This is a genomic window from Zobellella sp. An-6, from assembly GCF_052487945.1.
The window spans coordinates 386,765-407,636 of record NZ_CP199259.1 but is presented as its reverse complement, the minus strand read 5'-3'; the positions used below and the strand labels follow the sequence as shown (position 1 = coordinate 407,636).

17 protein-coding genes are annotated in these 20,872 nt (G+C 62.7%); 6 read left to right on the top strand and 11 right to left on the bottom strand.

Going from position 1 to position 20,872, the window contains the following annotated elements; translation table 11 throughout:
- Positions 1 to 7: 7 nt before the first annotated feature.
- From ACT7DK_RS01865 to speB, 3 genes are read right to left on the bottom strand one after another with little or no spacing between them, the layout of a single operon-like run.
- Positions 8 to 1,627 (bottom strand): 5-guanidino-2-oxopentanoate decarboxylase, encoded by a 1,620-nt coding sequence (locus ACT7DK_RS01865; protein WP_445395759.1) that lies wholly within the window; start codon positions 1,625 to 1,627, stop codon positions 8 to 10.
- A 10-nt stretch (positions 1,628 to 1,637) separates the two neighbouring features.
- Positions 1,638 to 3,029, bottom strand: coding sequence for a YjiH family protein (locus ACT7DK_RS01860; RefSeq protein ID WP_445395757.1), 1,392 nt, complete (start codon positions 3,027 to 3,029; stop codon positions 1,638 to 1,640).
- Positions 3,030 to 3,084: 55 nt separating this feature from the next.
- Positions 3,085 to 4,044, bottom strand: a complete 960-nt coding sequence (speB, locus tag ACT7DK_RS01855) for an agmatinase (RefSeq protein WP_445395755.1) — start codon at positions 4,042 to 4,044, stop codon at positions 3,085 to 3,087.
- A 203-nt stretch (positions 4,045 to 4,247) separates the two neighbouring features.
- On the opposite strand from speB, the gene ACT7DK_RS01850 reads away from it, so the two are divergent.
- The 3 genes from ACT7DK_RS01850 (at position 4,248) to ACT7DK_RS01840 (ending at position 8,200) form a co-directional block, all read left to right on the top strand.
- Entirely contained in the window at positions 4,248 to 5,675 is a 1,428-nt protein-coding gene (locus ACT7DK_RS01850; RefSeq protein ID WP_445395753.1) for a sigma-54 interaction domain-containing protein, read from the top strand.
- Positions 5,676 to 5,975: 300 nt separating this feature from the next.
- Positions 5,976 to 7,214: a VpsR-related response regulator gene (locus ACT7DK_RS01845; RefSeq protein WP_445395751.1), complete on the top strand. Its 1,239-nt coding sequence runs from the start codon at positions 5,976 to 5,978 to the stop codon at positions 7,212 to 7,214.
- Between the two features lie 2 nt (positions 7,215 to 7,216).
- A complete protein-coding gene (locus ACT7DK_RS01840; protein ID WP_445395749.1) occupies positions 7,217 to 8,200 on the top strand; it encodes a hypothetical protein in 984 nt (327 codons plus the stop codon).
- Between the two features lie 719 nt (positions 8,201 to 8,919).
- Here ACT7DK_RS01840 and ACT7DK_RS01835 read toward each other — a convergent pair.
- The 5 genes from ACT7DK_RS01835 to ACT7DK_RS01815 all read right to left on the bottom strand — a co-directional run bounded on the left by ACT7DK_RS01835 (position 8,920) and on the right by ACT7DK_RS01815 (position 12,411).
- A complete protein-coding gene (locus ACT7DK_RS01835; RefSeq protein ID WP_445395747.1) occupies positions 8,920 to 9,372 on the bottom strand; it encodes a hypothetical protein in 453 nt (150 codons plus the stop codon).
- 14 nt (positions 9,373 to 9,386) lie between these two features.
- Positions 9,387 to 10,049 (bottom strand): C39 family peptidase, encoded by a 663-nt coding sequence (locus ACT7DK_RS01830; protein WP_445395745.1) that lies wholly within the window; start codon positions 10,047 to 10,049, stop codon positions 9,387 to 9,389.
- 3 nt (positions 10,050 to 10,052) lie between these two features.
- The gene (locus ACT7DK_RS01825) at positions 10,053 to 10,370 is read right to left on the bottom strand and encodes a hypothetical protein (protein ID WP_445395743.1); all 318 of its coding nucleotides are present in this window, start codon (positions 10,368 to 10,370) and stop codon (positions 10,053 to 10,055) included.
- 45 nt (positions 10,371 to 10,415) lie between these two features.
- Entirely contained in the window at positions 10,416 to 11,231 is an 816-nt protein-coding gene (locus tag ACT7DK_RS01820) for a hypothetical protein (protein ID WP_445395741.1), read from the bottom strand.
- Positions 11,232 to 11,727: 496 nt separating this feature from the next.
- Positions 11,728 to 12,411 carry a glutathione S-transferase gene (locus ACT7DK_RS01815; RefSeq protein ID WP_445395739.1) on the bottom strand — a complete coding sequence of 228 codons (684 nt, stop codon included), beginning with the start codon at positions 12,409 to 12,411 and terminating at the stop codon, positions 11,728 to 11,730.
- Positions 12,412 to 13,143: 732 nt separating this feature from the next.
- On the opposite strand from ACT7DK_RS01815, the gene ACT7DK_RS01810 reads away from it, so the two are divergent.
- Complete coding sequence (locus ACT7DK_RS01810) at positions 13,144 to 15,105, top strand: methyl-accepting chemotaxis protein (protein WP_445395737.1); 1,962 nt, start codon at positions 13,144 to 13,146, stop codon at positions 15,103 to 15,105.
- 33 nt (positions 15,106 to 15,138) lie between these two features.
- Here ACT7DK_RS01810 and ACT7DK_RS01805 read toward each other — a convergent pair whose 3' ends face one another.
- Positions 15,139 to 15,996 (bottom strand): LysR substrate-binding domain-containing protein, encoded by an 858-nt coding sequence (locus tag ACT7DK_RS01805; RefSeq protein ID WP_445395735.1) that lies wholly within the window; start codon positions 15,994 to 15,996, stop codon positions 15,139 to 15,141.
- A gap of 383 nt (positions 15,997 to 16,379) precedes the next feature.
- On the opposite strand from ACT7DK_RS01805, the gene ACT7DK_RS01800 reads away from it, so the two are divergent.
- Together ACT7DK_RS01800 and ACT7DK_RS01795 are read left to right on the top strand one after the other, a co-directional pair.
- Complete coding sequence (locus ACT7DK_RS01800) at positions 16,380 to 17,633, top strand: YbfB/YjiJ family MFS transporter (RefSeq protein WP_445395733.1); 1,254 nt, start codon at positions 16,380 to 16,382, stop codon at positions 17,631 to 17,633.
- Positions 17,564 to 17,773: a tautomerase family protein gene (locus ACT7DK_RS01795; RefSeq protein WP_096780079.1), complete on the top strand. Its 210-nt coding sequence runs from the start codon at positions 17,564 to 17,566 to the stop codon at positions 17,771 to 17,773. The genes ACT7DK_RS01800 and ACT7DK_RS01795 overlap by 70 nt, the downstream gene beginning before the upstream one ends.
- An 11-nt stretch (positions 17,774 to 17,784) precedes the next feature.
- Here ACT7DK_RS01795 and ACT7DK_RS01790 read toward each other — a convergent pair whose 3' ends face one another.
- Both ACT7DK_RS01790 and ACT7DK_RS01785 read right to left on the bottom strand, forming a co-directional pair.
- Complete coding sequence (locus ACT7DK_RS01790) at positions 17,785 to 18,435, bottom strand: response regulator transcription factor (protein WP_096780080.1); 651 nt, start codon at positions 18,433 to 18,435, stop codon at positions 17,785 to 17,787.
- Positions 18,432 to 20,741: a PAS domain-containing sensor histidine kinase gene (locus ACT7DK_RS01785; protein WP_445395730.1), complete on the bottom strand. Its 2,310-nt coding sequence runs from the start codon at positions 20,739 to 20,741 to the stop codon at positions 18,432 to 18,434. Before ACT7DK_RS01785 ends, ACT7DK_RS01790 begins: the two co-directional genes overlap by 4 nt.
- Between the last annotated feature and the right edge of the window lie 131 nt (positions 20,742 to 20,872).

The following is a 20,872-nucleotide window of genomic DNA, read 5'->3' as shown; positions in this document are numbered from 1 at the left end:
GTCCTCCTTACTCCGCCACCGCCCGGCTCCAGCCGGCGGCGTCTATCTCCACCAGCAGGGGGCCGTCGAGGGGCCGCGTGGCCAGGGCCCGGGCCAGCGCCGCCGGGTTGTCCACCCGGGTCGCACGGCAGCCGAAGCCGGAGGCCAGCTGCTGGAAGTCCGGCGCCCAGATGTCCACCCCTACCCGGTTCACGCCGTGGTGGTCCATGTAGCGGCGGATCTCTTCGTAGCCCTGGTTGTGCCACAGCAGTATCACCACCGGAATGCCCGCCTCCACCGCCGTGGCCAGCTCGCTCAGGGTGAACATGATGCCGCCGTCGCCCACCAGCGCCACCACCGGCAGCTCGGGTTTGGCCAGGGCCGCGCCCAGCGCCGCCGGCAGGCCGTAGCCCAGGGTGCCGTAGCCGGTGGAGGCGTTGAAGTAGCGCCGGGGCTCGGGCTGGCTCACCAGATGGTTGCCGGCGTAGACGGTGGCGGTGGAATCCCCCACCAGTATCGCCTCGGGCAGTAGTTCGCGCAGGGTGTCGAACAGCGGCACATAGGGGGCGAAGGCCGGCTCCGCCGCCAGCGCCAGTTCCTGGTGCACGGCCCGCACCCGCTCGGCCCCGCCCCGGTGCAGGGGCGCGGGAAAGTGCTCGAGCAGCAGTTCCAGGCTGCGGCCGGCGTCGGCCACCAGCCCCAGCGCCAGGCGCTGGTTGCGCACCAGTTGCTCGGGATCGATATCGATACGGATCAGCCGGCCGTCCAGCTGGAAGCCGTCGTCGAACACCACGTCGTAGTCGGTCTCGCCCAGTTCGGTGCCCACCGCCAGGATCACGTCCGCCTCCCGGGCCAGGGTGCGCACCGCCGGCAGGGCGGTGTTGGCGCCCAGATCCAGCGGATGGTCCCGCCCCAGCAGGCCCTTGGCGTTGATGGTGGTCGCCGCCGGCGCATCCAGCCGCGTCACCAGGGCCCGGGCCGCTTCCGGCGCCTCGACGCAGCCGCCACCGAGCAGCAGCAGCGGCCGCTGCGCCTCGCCGAGCCAGGCCGCCGCCTGGGCCAGCCCGCGGGGGTCCGGCGCCGCCCGGAACAGGACGGGCGCGGGCCGGGGCACGGCGGCCCGCACCGGCGCCGGCAGCAGATCGATGGGGATCTCGATGTGCACCGGCCCCGGCCGGGCGCCGTTGAACACCGCGAAGGCCCGGTCCAGCACCTCGGGCAGGGTGGCCGGGTCGAGCAGGGTGTGGCTGAAGCGGGCCACCCCGGCCATCAGCTGTTGCTGGCCGGGCAGCTCGTGCAGCCGGCCCTGGCCCAGCCCCAGGGTGTCGCGCCGGTTGACGCTGGAGATCACCAGCATGGGGACGGAGTCCGCCAGGGCCTGGCCCATGGCGGTGGCGATGTTGGTCATGCCCGGGCCGGTGATGATCAGGCAGACCCCGGGCTTGCCGCTGCCGCGGGCGTAGCCGTCGGCCATAAAGCCCGCTCCCTGCTCGTGGCGGGGCGTCAGGTGGCGCAGGCCGCTCTCCGCCAGACCCCGGTACAGCTCTATGGTGTGCACGCCGGGGATGCCGAACAGGGTGTCCACCCCGTAACGGTCGCGCAGCAGCCGGATCAGCAGGTCGGCGCAGGTGGTGTCGATTTGGGTCATGGTCACTCCCTCAGAAGAAGAACAGGTGGGCCATCAGGGCGATGATGGGCAGGGTGATCAGGGTGCGCAGCAGGAAGATCACCAGCAGCTCCCACAGTTTGAGCGGTATCCTGGACTTCAGCAGCAGGGCGCCCACTTCCGACATGTACACCAGCTGGGTCAGCGACAGGCAGGCCACCACGAAGCGGGTCAGCTCGCTCTCGATGCCCTTGGCCAGCACCGCCGGCAGGAACATGTCGGCGAAGCCCACCAGGGTGGCCGGCGCCGCGGCCGCCGCCTCGGGCAGGCGCAGCCACTCCAGCAGCGGGATCATGGGGTAGGACAGCCAGGTGAACAACGGGGTGTATTCCGCCAGCACCAGGGAAACGGTGCCGATGGCCATCACCAGCGGCAGCAGCGCCAGGAAGATGTCCACCACGTTGAACAGGGCGCTCCGGGCCAGCCGGACCGGCCCCGGGGCCTGCTCGGCGCGGGCCACCGCCAGCTCCAGGCTGTAGCGCAGCACGCCCTTGCCGCCGGGCGCGGTTTCGGCGATCTGGCAGCCCGCCGGCTCGTAGTAGGTGTCGGGCTTGCGCGACAGGGGCGGCAGCCGGGGGATGATCACCGCCGCGGCCAGGCCGGCCACCACCACGGTGAAGTAGAACTGGATGAACATGTGGTTCAGGCCGACGAAGGTGGTGATCAGCAGGCTGAAGGCGATGGAGGCGACCGAGAAGTTGGTGGCGATCACCGCCGCCTCCCGCCGGGTGTAGAAGCCCTTCTCGTACTGCTGGGCGGTGATCAGCACCCCGACGGTGCCCGAGCCCAGCCAGGAGGCGGTGGCGTCGATGGCGCTGCGGCCGGGCAGGCGGAAGATAAAACGGAACGGCTTGCTCACCAGGGCGCCGATGAACTCCATCAGCCCGAAGTCCACCAGGAAGGGCAGCAGCAGGGCGGCGAAGAAGAAAAAGGTGAGCAGCACCGGCGCCAGATCCAGCAGCACCACGCCGCCGGTATTGCGGTTCCAGATAAACTCCGGCCCGAACTGGAACAGGGCCATCAGCCCGAACAGGGCACCCAGCACCCGCAGGCCGAACCAGACCGGCCCCACGTCGAAGACCTCATGCCAGACCCCGTCCCGGGCCCAGCCGGGCTTGGCCAGCTTGACCAGGGCGGTGAGCAGCACCGACAGGCAGAGGATGGCCACCGCCACCGTCGGCAGACTGTCGTCCAGGGCCGCCTTGAGCCAGTCGGCCATCAGTCCCAGGCCGATGGTGACCTGGTCCCCCTGGCTGATGGGCACCAGGAACATGCCGACCCCGAGCAGCGAGGGCAGCAGGAATTTGAGCAGTCCACGGCGGCTCACACCGCCGCCCTTGGTCGTTGCACGGCCGCCGGCGGCCTCCAGAGAAGAAGAAGACATCAGATTACACTCCTTTGTTTATAGTGGTTGCCGCCGGGCGCGGCGGCAACATCCTTCAGCGCCGCTCGACCCCGGGCAGCACGCACAGCATTTCGTACAGCAGGTTGGCCGCCAGCAGGGCGGTGTTGCCGCTGGGATCATAGGGCGGCGACACCTCGACCAGATCGCCGCCGACGATGTCCAGCCCCCAGCAGCCGCGGATGATTTCCAGCGCCTGGGGCACGGTCAGGCCGGCGATCTCCACGGTGCCGGTGCCCGGCGCGTAGGCGGGATCGATGCCGTCGATGTCGAAGCTGATGTAGACGGGGCCGCCGCCCACCTTGGCGCGCACCTCCTCCATCAGCCCGACCAGGGAGCGGTGCCAGCATTCCTCGGCGGGCACCACCCGAAAGCCCTGCTCCCGGCTCCAGTCGAAGTCGTCCGCCGCGTAGCCGGTGCCGCGCAGGCCTACCTGCACCACCCGCTCGCCGTCGAGCAGCCCCTCTTCCACCGCCCGCCGGAAGGGGGTGCCGTGGGCGATTTTCTCGCCGAACATGTGATCGTTGATGTCGGCGTGGGCGTCCACGTGGATCAATCCCACCGGGCCGTATTTCTTCTTCATGGCACGCAGTATCGGCAGGGCGATGGTGTGGTCGCCGCCCAGGGTCAGCGGCCGGCAGCCGTGCTCCAGCACCTGATCGTAGAAGGATTCGATGATGCCCATGCTCTTCTGCAGGTTGAAGGTATTGATGGGCACGTCGCCGATGTCCGCCACCTGCAGGCTGTCGAAGGGCGCGGCGCGGGTGGCCATGTTGTAGGGCCTGAGCATGCGCGACTCGTCGCGGATCTGGCGCGGCGCCAGCCGGGCGCCGGGCCGGTTGGAAGTACCGATGTCGAAGGGCACCCCGACGAAGGCGGCGTCCAGGCCGGCCGCATCCGGCTGGGTGGGCAGCCGCATCATGGTGGCGGGGCCGCCGAAGCGGGGCATCTCGTTGCCGCCCAGGGGCTGGTTGAAGGGGGGTTCACGCTTGCTCATGGGATTCTCCTGCAGCGGGCCGGGCACTGTGCCTGAGGCCGTGGTTTCCTTTCCCCTGATACAGCAGTTAGCGTGCCAATTTTTATTTTATTGATTTTAAAGGAATTAAAAATTTAATGATGCAATATTGAATCGACAGCTCGCCCGTTTCGATACATATTTGTATCATTAATTCATTCATGCATCACCCGCAGGACGTCACCATGTCGCAAACCGACCGCCTGGTGCTCGACACCATCATCGCCACCGCCCAGGACCACCTGTTCCTGACCGACGCCGGAGGCCGGGTGCTCAAGGTCAGCCCCGGCAGCACCGCCGTCTACGGCCTGAGCCCGGAGGAGCTGTGCGCCACCACGGTACAGGAGCTGGAGCGCCGGGGTGTGCTCTCGCCCTCGGTCACCCTGGAGGTGATCCGCACCGGTCGCCCGGCCCAGCTGATGCAGCACACCGCCACCGGCCGGCGGGTGATCGCCGAGGCCTACCCCATCTTCGAGCAGGGCCGGCTGAGTCGCGTCGTCAGCCGCTCCCGGGATCTCACCGACTTGCAACTGCTGCAGGACGAATACGCCCTGCTGCAGCGCCGCTTCAGCGAACACCTCAAGCGGGGCAACGCCCCCTCCCTGGGGGAAGAGCTGGAGCTGGACGAGTTGGAGGCCCAGAGCCAGCTGTTGCGGGAGGTGGCGCAACTGCTGAAGAGGGTGGCGCCGACCGACGCCACCGTGCTGATGCTGGGCGAATCGGGGGTGGGCAAGACCGCCTTCGCCCGCCAGCTGCACCGCTGGAGCCAACGCCGCCAGGGGCCCTTTATCGACGTCAACTGCGCCGCCATTCCCGAGTCCCTGTTCGAGTCGGAGATGTTCGGCTACCAGCCCGGCGCCTTCAGCGGCGCCGCCCGCCAGGGCAAGGCCGGGCTGCTGGAGCAGGCCGAGGGCGGCACCCTCTTTCTCGACGAGATCGGCGAACTACCCCTGGCCATGCAGACCAAGCTGCTCAAGGTGATCCAGGACGGCACCATCACCCGGCTGGGCGACACCAGGCCCCGGCGGGTGGACTTCCGGCTGGTGGTGGCCACCAACCGGGACCTGGCCCGGCAGGTGGAGGAAGGCTCCTTCCGCCTGGATCTCTACTACCGGCTCAATGTGATACCGGTGACCATCCCCCCCCTGCGCGAGCGGCGGGAGGACATCCCCGCCCTGGTAGAGCTGCAGCTGCAACGGCTCAACCACCGCTACGGTGGCCACAAGATGCTGCACGCCGGCGTCTGGCCGGTGCTGATGGGCAACGACTGGCCCGGCAACGTGCGCGAGCTGGAAAACTGGGTGGAGCGGGCTTGGCTGTCGGCCTCGGGCGAGCTGATCGGCGCCCCGGCGGAGAGCGCGCGGGAGCCGGGCCCTGTTCCGGCACCCCAGCCGTCGGCCCCCGCCCCCGCCCTGCCGCCGGGACAGGGCCTGAAGGCGGCACTGGAGGAATGCGAAAGGGCCATACTGACCGAGCTGTGCACTCAGTTGCCCAGCACCTACGCCATCGCCGAGCGGCTGGCCATCAGCCAGCCGAGCGTGGTGCGCAAGTTGCAGAAATACCGCCTGCGCATCGGCAATAAGCCTTCAATGAATACAAAAAATAATCGATAAGGGCGATGCGATGATTAGCGGGGCAAGACCGAGCCACAATACTCCATCTCCCCCTCCCCCCAAGTTACGAAACAATTATTCAACATTCGGCCGCATTCCATTAAGAAACCGGCTTTATATCCAAGGCGTGATGATGCGGCCATGAGCGAGACGACTGCAGCCTTCATAGTTTATTGACTCTACTATTTTTATTTACATTTCAATAGGATAGGCAAGATACCTTGCGATCTCCCGACTAGCATCACATTCTGTTCTATAGTGATAGGCATCATTTGGATGATGTGTACATGGAGGTACGGAATGGCCTCGGAAAGGGAAGTCTTGGTCCTGCAACTCTCCCCCGAGTCTTCGGGTCTGCGGATATGGAACAACCAGCGCCCAGACTGGCTCATCGTGCGGCATAGCAGCCTGGAAACGGCCGGCTTGTATCTGAATGGTTCGGGAACATCGGTAGGCATCGTCGATTGCAGGAATTTAAAAACGCCCAACACCAAGCTGAAACGTTGGCTGGACAATTACCAGGGCGTATTTTGGATAGCCATAGTATCCCAGGGCCAGTTGTTGCAACCGGCATGGCAACTCTTCGTTGCCATGCATTGTTATGACTACCATACCGCCCCCGTGCTGGAAGAGTTATTGTCTATCACCATAGGGCGGGCCTATGGCATGTCCAGGATTAGAAACAACCTGAGCCTGTCGTTCAAGAAGTTCAACGTGGTCGGACACCATGAAGAATTTCAAAACATCCTGATATATCTTCAAAATCATCAGGGCGAGCATTTAACGATATCGGGGGAGCCAGGAACAGGGAAAAGCCTCTTGGCTAAATGCCTGTCTGAGATGAAAGGATTTCAATTCCTGGAAATAGACATCTCCCAAACCGATCAAGATAACTGTATCTCTCATTTCGACGCCGCGGTATCCAACAGCCTTTCCAAGCCAACCTGCCTGTACTTGAGGAATATAGACTTCATTTCCGAAAAGCTTCAGAAACACATTACCAAAAGCGGCATCACCGAAAACCTCAAACTTATCTTCAGTTGTAGCCTGGATCCGGATTCACTGGACAACAGCTACCACTTCACCCCTGAATTCTCAATCCTGCTGAGGAAAAGCTGGATCAAGGTACCCGCACTGAGAGAACGGGGACAGGACAAAACCGTGTTGGCAAAACATTATCTGTACAAAATAAGCAGGACGCACGGTAAATATATTCTTGGCTTCACCAACGAGGCGGAAAGTGCCATCGACAGACACTCCTGGCCGGGCAACATCACCGAGCTGGTAGAACGAATCAAGAAAGGCGTCGCTGACTGCAATACAGACTATCTGAGCGCCGAGCTCATCGGCCTGGAAGGAAGCCTGGTTGTCAACCATCATAACTTGAGCTTACGAAAGGCAAGGGAAGAAGCCGACGCCCTTGCCATAGAGAGAGTGCTCGACCTCGTCTCCGGCAGTACTGGTAGAGCTGCAGAATTGCTGTGTATTTCCAGAGCATCGCTACACCGTCTTATCGCTAGGTATGGAATCAGGAGATAACGATGAAAAAAAGGATTATTTTTGCCAGCCTACTGCTCTCTGCAGCAAGCACAGTACATGCCCAGGACAGGCAAGTGGTGGAGGCCGTAGCCAGCTCCCTCGACAGTCAAGGGCTGCTGACACCTCAAGGAAAATTTGAACTTGAACCCTCGTTCAGCTACGGACAGAATACCTCGACCCGCGTCTCTATCCTGGGTTACAGCGTATTGCCGGCCATTGTGGTGGGGCTGATCCAGGCAGAGGACCAGGACCTGGCCACCTTTACCTTTGGCCTGGCCGGCCGGTACGGCTTAACCGAAAGAATAGAGCTGGAGTTGAGAGCCCCTTGGGTTTACCGATATGACAGCTACCGCTTCAGGGAAGCCGAGCCGACCAACACCCCAAGAACGGTCACCTCATCGGGCGGTGCCCTTGGTGATATTGAAGGCTCAGTAAGGTATCAGTTCAACCTCGACACGGCGCCATTCTGGATTGGCGGGCTAAGGTTGAAGTCCGACACGGGTCGCTCCCCATTTGATGAAGAGCTGGATGCCGATGATATCTTCAAACGCCCGCCAACCGGAACCGGTACCTGGGCAATTGAACCCAGCATGACCTTGATCTACCCGAGCGATCCCGCCGTTATCTTTGGTACCGCCGGCTACACTCATAACCTCAAGGTCACGGCCGGCAGGGATCTTAACGGAGACGACCTGGCGAATGACGAAGTGCGCCTGGGGGACAGCTTCTTTTTGGGCATGGGGATGGGCTTCGCCGTTAACAACAGGCTGTCGTTTAGTCTGGGGGTAAACCACAGAACGGTGTTCACCTCGAAAATAAACGGCAGGAAGGCGGAAGGCAGCAAGATGTTGCAGCTGGACAGCCTGACCATGGGTTTTTCATTGGCGCTGACCGAAAGAACCACTCTCAACATGAATGCCCAGGCCGGCCTGACCGAGGATGCACCCGATGTTCAGGTAAACTTCAGTATGCCCATTATGTTTTAACCAATCCTTACCACTCAGCCTATATTCCTGTTGAAGGGAATATAGGCTGTTTTTATTGATGTCAGACACGCCGCAAATCCAGCCTCACTCTCAAGCTTGATCCATTTGACCATTCATAACGGCATTAACCATTGCCGGCAGTGAGCTACCATTCGGAACAGATAAATAACTGCTCCGAATGTCCGAATGGTAGATCACTGCCGGTAGCGACTGGGTTCCGCTAAGCAGACCCTTCGCGCCAGGGATGACGCGGCGGAGCCTCCAGGGACGGGTTAACGGCGTGTCTGCGTGCGGAATCCGGTCGATGTAGCACTATTTGGATCAGTTATTTATTTAGTCATTGGAGATAATGAACCGGGCTGCTAAGCAGTTCGCGCCAGGGGAGCGAAGCGCCTGGCACAGCTACCGAGTGGCCAGATACTCGCCGTTTCGGTCTGCTGCGAGCATTCGCTAGCTCAATCAGGCCGAAACCGCTTGTCACGGCGCAAGCTCGGCCACCGCACCGATGTCGGGGAAACGCTCTTGTCGCCGCTACTGCGACTTGCCACTGGTCTCACGGCGTGTCTGCGTGCGGAATCCGGTCGATGCGGCACTATCAGGATCAGGGAAGGGGAGACATGATAAAGGAGAAAGGACTTAACAGCTGCCGAGCTCAGCCCTTATATGAACATGGGGTAAGGTTCATATGGGCTGAGCCAAGCTATAAGATTTCGACATATTCAATAGCCTTGCCGTTGTATGGCCGAATGGATACGGCTGGCCGCACCTTGATTCACCTTGAATGTTTCCATCGCCCGTGGTGTGACGATATCGATATTAAGATTAACATCCGTCCTTATCCCATTTGCCGAGTTTTTAATTATGTAGCCTATCTGTCCTTTATCTGCCAGGGGGGTGATATTAAGCCCTGCCGGCAAACCAGTGACCGCAGGCAACACCAGTCTGTTATCCCGCATGTCGAAGACATTACTAAAGAAAACACTCTTGTTATTGACCAACGCCTCTATCCTAAGTCCTATTGAATAGTTAAGGCCAGGTAACAAAAAGCCCCCTCTTTGCTGTGCCAGTTCACTTTCCGGTACAACAGCCATGTTATCAAGATGATACTCTTCATAACTCTTCGAAAAGGCTATAGCAGGTAACATTAGAGCAAGCACCATAAGCCATTTCATAATCATTCCCTCGTTTAATAAAGCTTATCCGCCGGCAACATCAGATCGGTCAGGTGTGGCAATCGCTGCCTTAACGCCATGCTTGTCGGGGCATTGGGTAAGGAATGCTCCCAATTTTCTTTTTTATTAAAGCTGGCCTTGGCAAGCTCCACCTTGTCTTTTATCAGGAGAAAAACGCCATTACTGCTTTTATCGAAACTTTCTCCGTCTATGATGTGCATTCCCAAGGAGGGATCACCAATCAAGACTTTATCTTCGTCAATGCCCTTGACCACTACGAAATGGTTATATCCCTCGTAGTTCACCAAAGCGATTGCCGGTATGCCCATGCTTATAATGTCATCCCGGTTCATCCTATAGCCTTCCGAATCCAAGCCTCTTCTCGCCAGAAATTTTTTCATATCCAGCATGGAAAACCCTTGTGTTTCAATTTTATCCTTATCACCCAAACGATACATTTCTTCGAATATCTGTTCCTCCGTGAACTGAAGATCGTAGTGGTGAGACAACAGCGAAGCCAGGGCGGCAGAGCCACAACTAAAGTCATACTGCTGCCTGACTACCTCACCGAACTGTATTTCCGAATAGCTTTTTACCGGAACCTTAAAACCGGGCAAGCTTAGCGCAAAGCTTGCCGCCGGAAAAAGAGCTACTAGCAGTAGTATTTTTTTATTCATAGTTTATTTCGCCGTAATAACGTTAACCGAGGCGCTCATATTGGTGATATTGGCGTTGCCACTATTCAGGTTAATCAGCATTATCCCTTTGGCTCCGACAAAAGCACCAGGCGCTATGGCATTAAAACCCGTCAGGCTGTTATTAACACCGTTACCGGCCACAATACCGCCCTGGGCGGTGTCGTTTTCCTGATCATAGAGCTGCATCATGCCTCGGCTTTCACTCAGCACCTCGGTTTCTATCACCGGCAGCATATCAAACTCCTGACCGGCAAAAGAAGATGAGGCGAGAAAAACCGACGCTATTATTATCTTCTTCATGGTTCCCTCCGGCAATAAACCGGCCCCGAAGGGCCGGCCCAAGGGTTAGAACTGCAGACTGGCGTTCACGTTCACGCTTTGGTTACCCATAGCGCTTTGACCGGAGATGGCCTGCTGGACGTTGATACCGTGGGTAGCAGCGGTGTTACCGACGGTATTATTGCCAGACTTAACCATGGATACGGAGTAGACGTTCACCCAGGAAGAAGAGGCGGACTTCTGATCCAGATCCTGGTCGGGCTTCAGCATGGCAAAGCCCGCACCATTACCCGCACCGGCACCCAAACCAGTACCAGTACCGGTCCCGATGCCGATACCCACGCCATCGCCGTCACCCAGGCCCAGACCCAGACCCAGCAGGCCCAGACCTACACCGGTACCGGTACCTGCACCGGCACCCGCACCGGCACCGGCACCGAAGCCAACGCCCAAGCCGAGGCCGAGGCCGAGGCCGAGGCCGAGGTTGGTGCTGTCTTGATCAGCCTTGCCGAAGTTGGCGCTGGAGGAAAAGGCAGCGGCCTTCACGTCAGAGTCGGCCTTGACGTCACCGGTTTTTCCGCTTTGGAAGGTGATGTTTTTTTGCTCTGCTTTCTGGATATCGAATTTGTAGGTATAGTCGTATACATAGGTCTTATCGATATCGATTTTGGTGACATTGGTTTTCTTGACGTGAACATTTTTATCGATGTCCACAATTACGCTCTTATCGACAGCTTGGTTACCATCATCATTCTTTATTTCAGTGTCGCCGCCGCCACCTTTTTTACCGCCACGATGGTCGTCATAACCGGCTACGGCACCGAAGGAGGCACCCACAGAGATGGCAATCAAGGCAGCTAAGGTTTTCTTTTGAATAGACATGGTAAAATCCCTCTTTCTTCATTTAGTGTCTAGTTTGTTTCGCCACTGCATACATCCGGTATCCTGGGCGATCTCAGGGTCTTTCTGTCTAACCCTGCTTCAAAGGTTAGCGGAGCAAAATAAATGGTGATGTACCAAATCTGAGTATCAACCAACCAATTGGTAATATGATTTGTTTAATAAAGAGGGCAGTCGCATAAGATGTCTTATTTTTGATACATATCGCCTGAAATGCCGATATCGCTCATGGCGTCTCTTAAGAGAATCCGGTAACAGCATGAAAAATATATAAATTAAATAACTGTTCCGAATGGTAGATCACTACCGACAGCGACTGGGTTCCGCTAAGCAGACCCTCCGCGCCAGGGATGCCGCGGCGGAGCCCCCAGGGATCGGTTCACGGCGTGTCTGCGTACGGAGCCCGGTTGATGTAGCACTATTAGGATCAGTTATTTAGGCTAAGGGTATGACGCCCGCCGTCAAGGGCGGGCCGGGCTCAGCCCGTCGCCGCCGGACCGTAGGCGTAAGGGCCGCCGGCCTCGAGTGCACGCAGGTAGGCGGGCCTGGCCTGCAACTGCGTCACATAGGCCCGGATGCGGGGATAGCGCTCGCCCATGCCGGTCCGGCTCAGGGCCGCCTCCAGCGGAAAGCTCAGCTGGATGTCGGCGGCGCCGAAACGGCCGTCCACCAGCCAGTCGTGGCAGGACAGGTGATCTTCCACAAAGTCGAGATGGGTCTTGATCTGTTGCCGCAGGAAGGCCTTGTCCACCTCCGCCACTATCCGGTTGACCACGGGCCGGACGAAGAAGGGCACCGGCGCCGCCTTGACCCTGTCGAACACGTAGCGCATCAAGAGCGGCGGCATCAGCGAGCCCTCGGCGTAATGCAGCCAGTACACATAGTCCCACCAGGCGGGGGAGTCCGCCGCCGGCAGCAGCAGCTCACGGCCATAGGTCTGGGCCAGGTAGTCGACGATGGCGCCGGACTCGGCCAGGGTCAGGTCGCCGTCGGTGATCACCGGCGCCTTGCCCAGCGGATGGATCCGCTTCAGACTATCTGGTGCCAGTTGTGTCTTTTGGTCCCGCTCATGATGCTGGACCCGGTACTCCAGTCCCAGTTCCTCCAGCAGCCAGAGGATGCGCTGAGAACGGGAGTTGTTCAGATGATGTACTGTTATCACCTTAGATCCCCTCTGATAATCCATTGTCGTGAACGCAGGTTCCGATACTGGCACAGGGCGGGGACGGCTTCATCCGCTTTCTGCCTCTTCCCCGCCCCGCTTCGACCATGATGAGTGCCGACGGTACGGTTTCGCCTGTGACCTGGCAGCCGGCGCTTGCTCACCCGTCCCGACACCGGCTGTTTCTTGACCAAGATGGGGCTGACGGACATTTCCATGTCGTTTTTAAGCAACCACCCGGCACCAAACTCCTCAAGAATGCGGCAATCAAGGACAAAACGGGGATCCCTCCCGAAGACGCGGGTCCGTTCACGCCGGGGGCATAAGGGATGCGTCCGGCGGATGGCCATCGACGATCATCGCGGACAGGGCTTGTTGTCAATCCGGTGATGAAGCAAAATATTTTCGGTTTCGAGCAACACGCGTTACCACGTCATAGCTGTCACCTCGCCGTTGGAACGGCAGCCAGGGAAGGAGCCCTGACTCAACACCGCAGTGAATCATTCACAGGGAGAAATGCGCATGAACGGCTTCGCAACATCCATCGGCGGCCCATTGCCGGGCTCGCCACCCGGGCTTCCCCTGCCAGCCTCGTTTCGCCGCAAACGAGGGTCCAAATAAAGCCCAATCAATCCCCACAATAGGCACGATAATTGCTCAAGAGAAAAAAGATCCGCTCGGGCACGCAGGCGCCCCGCCGCTCCCGCCGTTCTATTTACGGAGTTCGATTCCATGACCAGCATTAAAACCAAACTGCTCGCGGCTTTTCTCTGCACCACCCTGTTGCCGGTGATCGTGGTCGTGGCGCTGACGCTGCGCAACGTCAACCTGGACGCCAAGCAGCGCTTCGCAGAAGCCAGCAGCCTCGACATCGCCATCGTCGATCAGGCCTTCGGCAACTTCTTCGACACCATGGGCCACGTGGTGTCGATGATGGCGGACTATCCGATCCTGAGCCAGACGCGCGAAGGCGCCATCAGCACCTATTTCAACGAGGGCCGCAAGCCCGCCGAGGTCGCCATGGCCAACGGCGGCCGCGAGCAGCGGCTGTTCGAACTGTTCAGCGCCATCGGCAACAACAACCCGACCCTGGGGTACGTCTATATGGGCGACCGGCACGGCGGCTATCTGGAATGGCCCGGCAGCGACAACTACGGCAACTGGGATCCGCGCAAGCGCCCCTGGTTCGACCTGGGTCGCGACGGCAACTACCAGCTGGTACGGCGCGACGGCTATTACTGGGAGGGTGACGATTCGGTCTATGTCTCCCTGCTGAAAGGCTTCCAGGACGAGCGCGGCGACTTCGAGGGGGTGGTGGCGATCGACGTTTCGCTGAAGGCGCTCACCGACATGGTGCAGCGGATCCGTTTCGGCGAGACCGGCTTTATCATGATCGTCGAAGGCAACGGCAATGTCCTGGTCGATGGCGGCAATCCGGCCAACAACTTCAAGCCCCTGGCCGAACTCGAAAACTTCAAGGCGCTCGGGGCGCAGCAAGCCGGCCTGGCCGAAGTCTCCATCGACGGGGTCGACTATATGGCCAATGTCTACCAATCACCCGGACTGGGCTGGAAGTTCGTCGGTTTTATGCAGCGCGACGAAGTGTACGCCGGCGCGCAGCAACTGACGCGGACCACCCTGATCGTCAGCCTGGTGCTGGTGCTGCTGTTCGGGGTTCTGGGACTGGTGATCGCCGGCCGTATCGTCAATCCGATCAATGCGGTCAAGGGCCGTTTGAAAACCATCGCCGAGGGCGAAGGCGACCTCACCACCCGGCTCGATGTCGACAGCCGGGACGAAACCGGCGAGCTGGCGCGCTGGTTCAACCAGTTCGTGGCCTCGACCCAGCACCTGGTGAGCGCCATCAAGGAAACCTCGACCAGCATGGACCGGGTTTCGGCGCGCACCAACGCCAGCGCCAGCCAGATGGCCGACGCGATCGGGCACCAACGCGACTCCCTGGAGCAGATCGCCACCGCCGTGACCGAAATGGCCTCGACCGCCAACGAGGTCGCCCGCAACTGCAACGACACCGCCGACGTGTCTAATCGGAGCCTCGACGCGACCCGCGACGGCAAGGAGATCATCGACCGCAGCGCCACCGGCGTCGGCCGGCTGGGTGAAAGCATCCGCCAGGCGAACACCGTTATCCTCGAACTGGAGAAGGAGACCGGGAACATCAACGATATCATCTCCACCATTCAGGATATCGCCGGTCAGACCAACCTGCTGGCCCTGAATGCCGCCATAGAGGCGGCCCGCGCCGGAGAGCAGGGCCGCGGCTTCGCGGTGGTCGCCGACGAAGTCCGGACCCTGGCCAACCGCACCCAACAGTCGACCGAGGAGATCAACAACATCCTCGGCCTGCTGGTCAGCCGTACCCGGACGGTTTCCGTGACCATGGAACGCAGCCTCGGCGAGTCCGACGCCGCCATCGCCCTGTCCGATGAGACGAGGCAGGCGTTCGAAGCCATAGAGGCGTCGGTCGAGCAGATCCGGGACATGACGACCCAGATCGCCAGCGCCGCCGAAGAGCAGCAACTGGTGACCGAAGACATCAACCGGAACATCCTCGCGATCAGCGAGTCGGCCAACCGGCTGCAGGAAATGTCCACCGACGTCGAAGGCGCCTACGGCGAGCAGACCGGCCTCAGCCGCCAGCTGACGCAACTGGTGTCGAGCTTCAGAACCTGATGGCGCCGGTGTCGCGTCCGGGCCCGATATTGACTATGCCACACCGCCCAGCCGCGCCAGCAGATCCTGCAGCGCCGCGCTGGGCGGCATGTCCCTGCGGCGGATAAAGCAGGTGTTGATCCGGGCCAGGCGCTCCGGTACCGGCAGTTGCCGCACTCCCCGGCCATAGTCCCGGTGCTCCACCACCGCCCTGGGCATCAGGCTCACCCCCATGCCGGCGGCCACGCAGCCGAGGATGGCCTCGAGCGAGCCGAACTCCATCAGCCGCAGCGGCGGCCGCCCCAGCTCCCTCATCCAGGCGTCGAGCCGGGCCTGGTAGGAGCAACCCTGGCGAAAGCCGAGCAGGGCGCGGATGCGCTCGTCCTCCAGCCCGCAACAGCCTTCCGGCGCCACCAGCACCATCTCCTCGGCGAACAGCACCTGCTGCACCAGCTCAGGGTGATCCAGCTCGCCCCCCACCAGGGCCCCTTCCAGCCGGTATTCCAGCACGCCGCTGCGCAGTTCGGCGCTGGTGCCGGTGTGCAGCCGGATCTCCACTCCGGGATAGGCCCGGTGGAAGTCCGCCAGCACCGGCGGCAGGCGGATGGCCGCCGTGGTTTCCATCGAGCCCAGCACCAGGCTGCCTTCCGGCTGCGCCGCCGGTTGCACCGCCTGGTGCGCCAGCTCCGCCAGGTGCAGCAGGCGCCGGGCATAGCCCTGCAGTTTTTCCGCCGCCGGCGTCGGCACCATGCCCCTGGCCCGGCGGTAGAACAGCGGCGTGCCCAGGCTGCTCTCCAGCGCCTGCAGCCGGGCGGTTACGTTCGACTGCACGCAGTGCAGCTGACGGGCCGCCGCCGTCACCCCGCCCTGCTCCCACACCGCCAGGAACACCCTGAGTTCACGCAAATCCATCGCCATCGCCTTACCCATCACTTTTTATGAAAGCCGCATCATAACTAATCATTAGACTGGATGGCGTACAAGGGCAATGATGGTGCAGGAACGAGCAGACTGTGGGAAAACCAACAGACAAGCACAAACAGGCAGCGCTCACGCCAGGCAGGCGGACAAAGGGAACGGCTCCGCCGACCCTCCGCGCCAGGGAGGGCGCGGCGAAGCCCCATGGAGCGAGCTTGCTCGCCGTGACGAGCCATTTCGGCCTGACCGAACATCCAGTGAATGTTCGCAGCAGGCCGAAATGGCGAGTACCAGATCCCACGGCGTGTCGGCGGAGTAGGCCCTTTGACCGACTTTTCCGGGGTTATCAAACTTTTTCAATAGACCGAGGAACCACAGTGACATCCCACGCCTCCTGGCACCTGAGCCTGGCCGCCGGTATCGCCCTGCTGGCCATCGTCATGGGCATAGGCCGCTTCGCCTATACCCCGCTGCTGCCGCTGATGCAGGCCGACCAGCCCCTGTCGGACCTGCTGGCCGGCTGGCTGGCCTCGGGCAACTACCTGGGCTACCTGCTCGGCGCCCTCTGGCTGGCCGGCGCCCGCCCCGGCAGCCAGCCGCTGCCACGCCTGCGCCGCCAGCTGCTGCTGAACCTGGCCTGCGTGGCTGCCATGGGCCTGACCAGCTCCCCCTGGCTCTGGCTGCTGTGGCGTTTTCTGGCCGGCTGGAGCAGCGCCGCCGCCTTCGTGCTGGCCTCGGGGCTGGTGCTGGAGGAGCTGGCCCGCCGGGGCCGGGCGGCCAAGAGTGGCTGGCTGTACAGCGGCGTGGGACTGGGCATCGCCCTCAGCGCCCTGGCGGTGCCCTGGCTGGACGGCCTGGCCGGCTGGCGGGGTGGCTGGCTGGGGCTGGCGGCACTGGGCGGACTGCTGGCACTGCTGCCCTGGTTCGGCCTGCCCGGCGCCGCCGCGTCCATCCCGGCGGCACCCTCGGCGCAGATGCCGGCGCCGCGTAGGCCCGGCCTGCTGCCCTGGCTGCTGCTGGCCTATTTCTGCGAGGGGCTGGGCTACATCATCACCGGCACCTTTATGGTGGCCATGCTGCACCAGCAACCGGCGCTGGCCGGGCTCGGCCACCTGAGCTGGCTGCTGGTGGGGCTGGCGGCCATCCCCTCCTGCGGCCTCTGGCTGGGGCTGGGCCACCGCCTGGGCCTGGCCGGCACCCTGGTCGCCGCCCACCTGGCGCAGGCCCTGGGCATAGTGCTGCCCCTGCTCTGGCCAGGCCCGGCCGGGGCCCTGCTCGGCGCCCTGCTGTTCGGCGGCACCTTTATGGGCATCACCGCCCTGACCCTGTCGCTGGGCCGGAAACTGGCCCCAATCCGGGTCCAGGCTACCCTGGCCGGGCTCACCGCCGCCTTCGGCCTGGGCCAGATCATCGGCCCGGTGCTGGCGGGGCTGAGCCTCAGTCACCAATACAATTACGATCAGGCCCTGCTGGGCGGCGCCCTGGCGGTGCTGCTCGGCGCCCTGGCCCTGCTCTGGGGCCGCTACCGATACCCGTTGTCAACCACCCAAGGAGAACCCTCATGCCCTACGTCAACATCAAGCTCACCCGGGAACAAGAGCCCATCACCCGGGAGCAGAAGGCCGAACTGATCGCCGGCGTCACCGAGCTGCTGGTGCAGGTGGTGGGCCGCGGCCCCGGCACCACTGTGGTGGTGATCGACGAGGTCGACACCGACAACTACGGCGTGGGTGGCGCCACCATCACCGAGCGCAGAAAGCAGGGGAAATAGCACGCCGCCGATCAGCCCGGCGAGGTGCCGCGCAGATCCAGGGGATCGACCAGGCCGGCGGCGATGGCCAGGCCCACCAGTTCGGGCAGGTTGTTCGCCGCCAGCCGCTTCATGATGCGTGAGCGGTACAGGTCCACCGTCTTGACGCTGATGCCCAGTTGCTCGGCAATCTCCCTGTTGCCGTAGCCCTGTGCCAGGGGCAGGAAGATATCCTGCTCCCGTGGGGTCAGCTCCGCCAGCCGGGCGCGCACCAACTGTCTGGCCACATCGTCGCAGGCCTCCTGCCGGCCCCGACTCAGGGCCTGTTGCACGCTGTCGAGCAGCAGCTGCTCGTTGTAGGGTTTTTCGATAAAATCCACCGCCCCGGCACGGAAGGCCCGCACCACTATGGGCACGTCGGCATGGCCGCTGACGAAGATCACTGGCAGCGCTATGCCGCGCGCGCGCATCTCCTCCTGCACATGCAGGCCACCCATGCCCGGCATGCGGATATCGAGCAGCACACAGGCATTGGCACCGGCGTCGCAGGCGGCGAGAAAGGCCTGGCCGCTGGTAAAGGGCTCGGCTTTCAGGCCCACCGACTCGAACAGCCAGACGGTGGAATCCAGCATGCCCTGGTCGTCGTCCACCACATACACGATTTGCTCCCGGGTCGGCATCATTGTCCTCCTGTCCGTTGTTCACCGGCGATGGCATTCCCCGCCCCGTCCTCGGGCCGGCGCGGCAGCCAGCAATAGAAGGTGGCGCCTTCACTGCCGTTTGGCTCCAGATCCAGGCCGCCGCCAAAGCCCTCTACGATACTGCGGCTCATGGACAAACCCAAGCCCAGGCCATCCGCCTTGCTGGTATAAAAGGGGGTGAACAGCCGCGCCCGCTGCTCGGGCCCCACCCCCGGCCCCTGATCGCTGACCCGCAGCAGCAGCCGCTCCGGCTCGGCCTCCACCCGCAGCCGGATGCGGGAGTCGGCATCCGGGTGCCGCTCCCGGTTTGCCTCTATGGCGTTGCGCAGCAGGTTGAGCAGCACCTGCTCCAGCAGCACCGGATCCCCGTACACCACCGGCAGGGCCGGCGCCAGCTGCGGCACTATGGTGATCCTGTGCCGGGCCGCCTCCCAGGCGCAGAAGTCGATGGCCTCGCGCACCACCTCCTCCATGTCCAGCGCCTGCATGCGCCGCTGCCCCTTGCGCAGGAAGCCCCGCAGCCGACTGATCACCTCGGCGGCATGGCGGGCATGGCCGGTAATACGGTGCAACCCCTCCGCCACCTTGTCCAGGGCGCCGGGGTTGTCGGCCATGCCGTTCAGGTAGCGCAGGCTGGCACCGGCGTAATTGACCACGGCGGCCAGGGGCTGGTTGATCTCGTGGGCGATGCCCGAGGCCAGCTCTCCCAGGGTGACCAGCCGGGCGGTATGGGCCAGCTCGTCCTGATGCCGGCGTTGCTGGGCCTCCCGCAGTTCCCGCTCGGTCATGTCCCGCGCCACCAGCGAAAAGTAGTACTGGCCGCCGGCGCCCTTGTGCGCCAGCAACACCAGCGACACCGTCAAGGCGGCGCCCCCGCCCCGGGGCAGCAGACGGGCTTCGGCGGTCCAGGCGCCGTCCCGCTCGGCCGCCGCCCAGCCCTGCCGCTGCAGGCGGGCGAAGTCCTCCCCGCTCATCAGCGCGGCCAGGGCCGGCAGCGCCCCTCCTTCCTCGAGCCCCAGCGCCCGCCGGCCCGAGGGGTTGACCGAGGTCAGCCGCCCTTCGGGATCGATAAAGAGCACCAGATCGGTGTTGGCCTTCACCACCTCCGCCAGGCGACGGTTGTTCTCTTCCGCCTGCACCCGGGCGGTGATGTCCCGGGACACGCACACCACCTCCACCACGGCGCCGGTGTAGGTTTCCCGGATGGCTCGGCAGGCGGTTTCGAACCACAGATAATGCCCCTGGCTGTGCCGTACCCGGTAGGTCAGGGTCAGGTAGCCGTCCCGCGCCAGCGCCTCGCCCGCCCGGCGCAGTTGCAGCGCCCTGTCCCGCGGGTGCAGCAGCGGCTGCACCGGCTGGCCGCGCAACTGCTCCGGCCAGTAGCCGAGCAGCACCCAGGAGGCGGGCGAGGCATCGAGGAAGCGGCCGTCGGGGGTATGGCGGGAGATAAGGTCGGTGGTGTTCTCGGTGATCAGCCGGTACAGGCGGGTGGCCACCGCCGCCTCGCGGCTGGCGGTCAGCTCCTCGGTCGCGTCCCGGCAGCGGGCCAGCACCCGCCGTTCGGCCGGCTCGGGAATGAACTGCCACAGCAGGATGCGCTCGCCCACCTGGGCTTCCACCTCGCCGATGGCACGGCCCTGACCCAGGCAGGCGGACACCAGCTGGCGGTAGTTGACCGGCAGCAGGGCAGCCACCTCGGTCAGGGGCCGCTCCCCCAGCAGCCGTTGCATGGCGGCATTGAGCGCCCGCGGCGTGGCGTCGGGCTCGAACTCGATGGCGGCCTGGGGATCGGCGTTGAGCAGGGGGCTACTGGCCGCCATCCGGGGCAGCTGAGCCAGCAGGCTGTGCAACAGCACCCCCAGCTCGGGCAGCCAGGCCGGGTCGGCCCCGGGCACCATGGCCACCAGCAGTATCCCCGGCCGGGGCTGGGCCAGGGGCAGCAGGCCGCCATGGGCCAGCCCGGCCCGCCGCAGCCGGCCCGCCAGCCAGCAAGGCTGTTCCCTTGCCTGTTCCAGGCTCAGGTAGCGCCGTCGCTGCAAGGCCCGGTACAGCGCCAGATCGCTGGCCTGCAGCGGATCGCCCTGCCCCGGCGGCAGATCCGGCCCCCGGCCTTCATGGGCATAGATCCGCCCCCGCTCCTGCCAGCCCAGCCAGTAGGCCTGCTGTACGCCGGGGCAAGCCCGCACGTAGCGGCACAGGGCATCGGCGCTTTCCCCCGCCGGGCCTCCTTCCCGCAGCAGCCGTAGCCAGGCCTGCAATCGGATGCCCTGCTGTTGCTCCTCAATCATGGGTGCCACCATATAGTAAAAACACTATAAGACTACAGAATATTTCCATAAACCATATCCCGTTGCTATAAAGTATCGCATGTTAATAAAAGATTACCTAAATGAAACAACAGTGATACGGAAGCCAACGT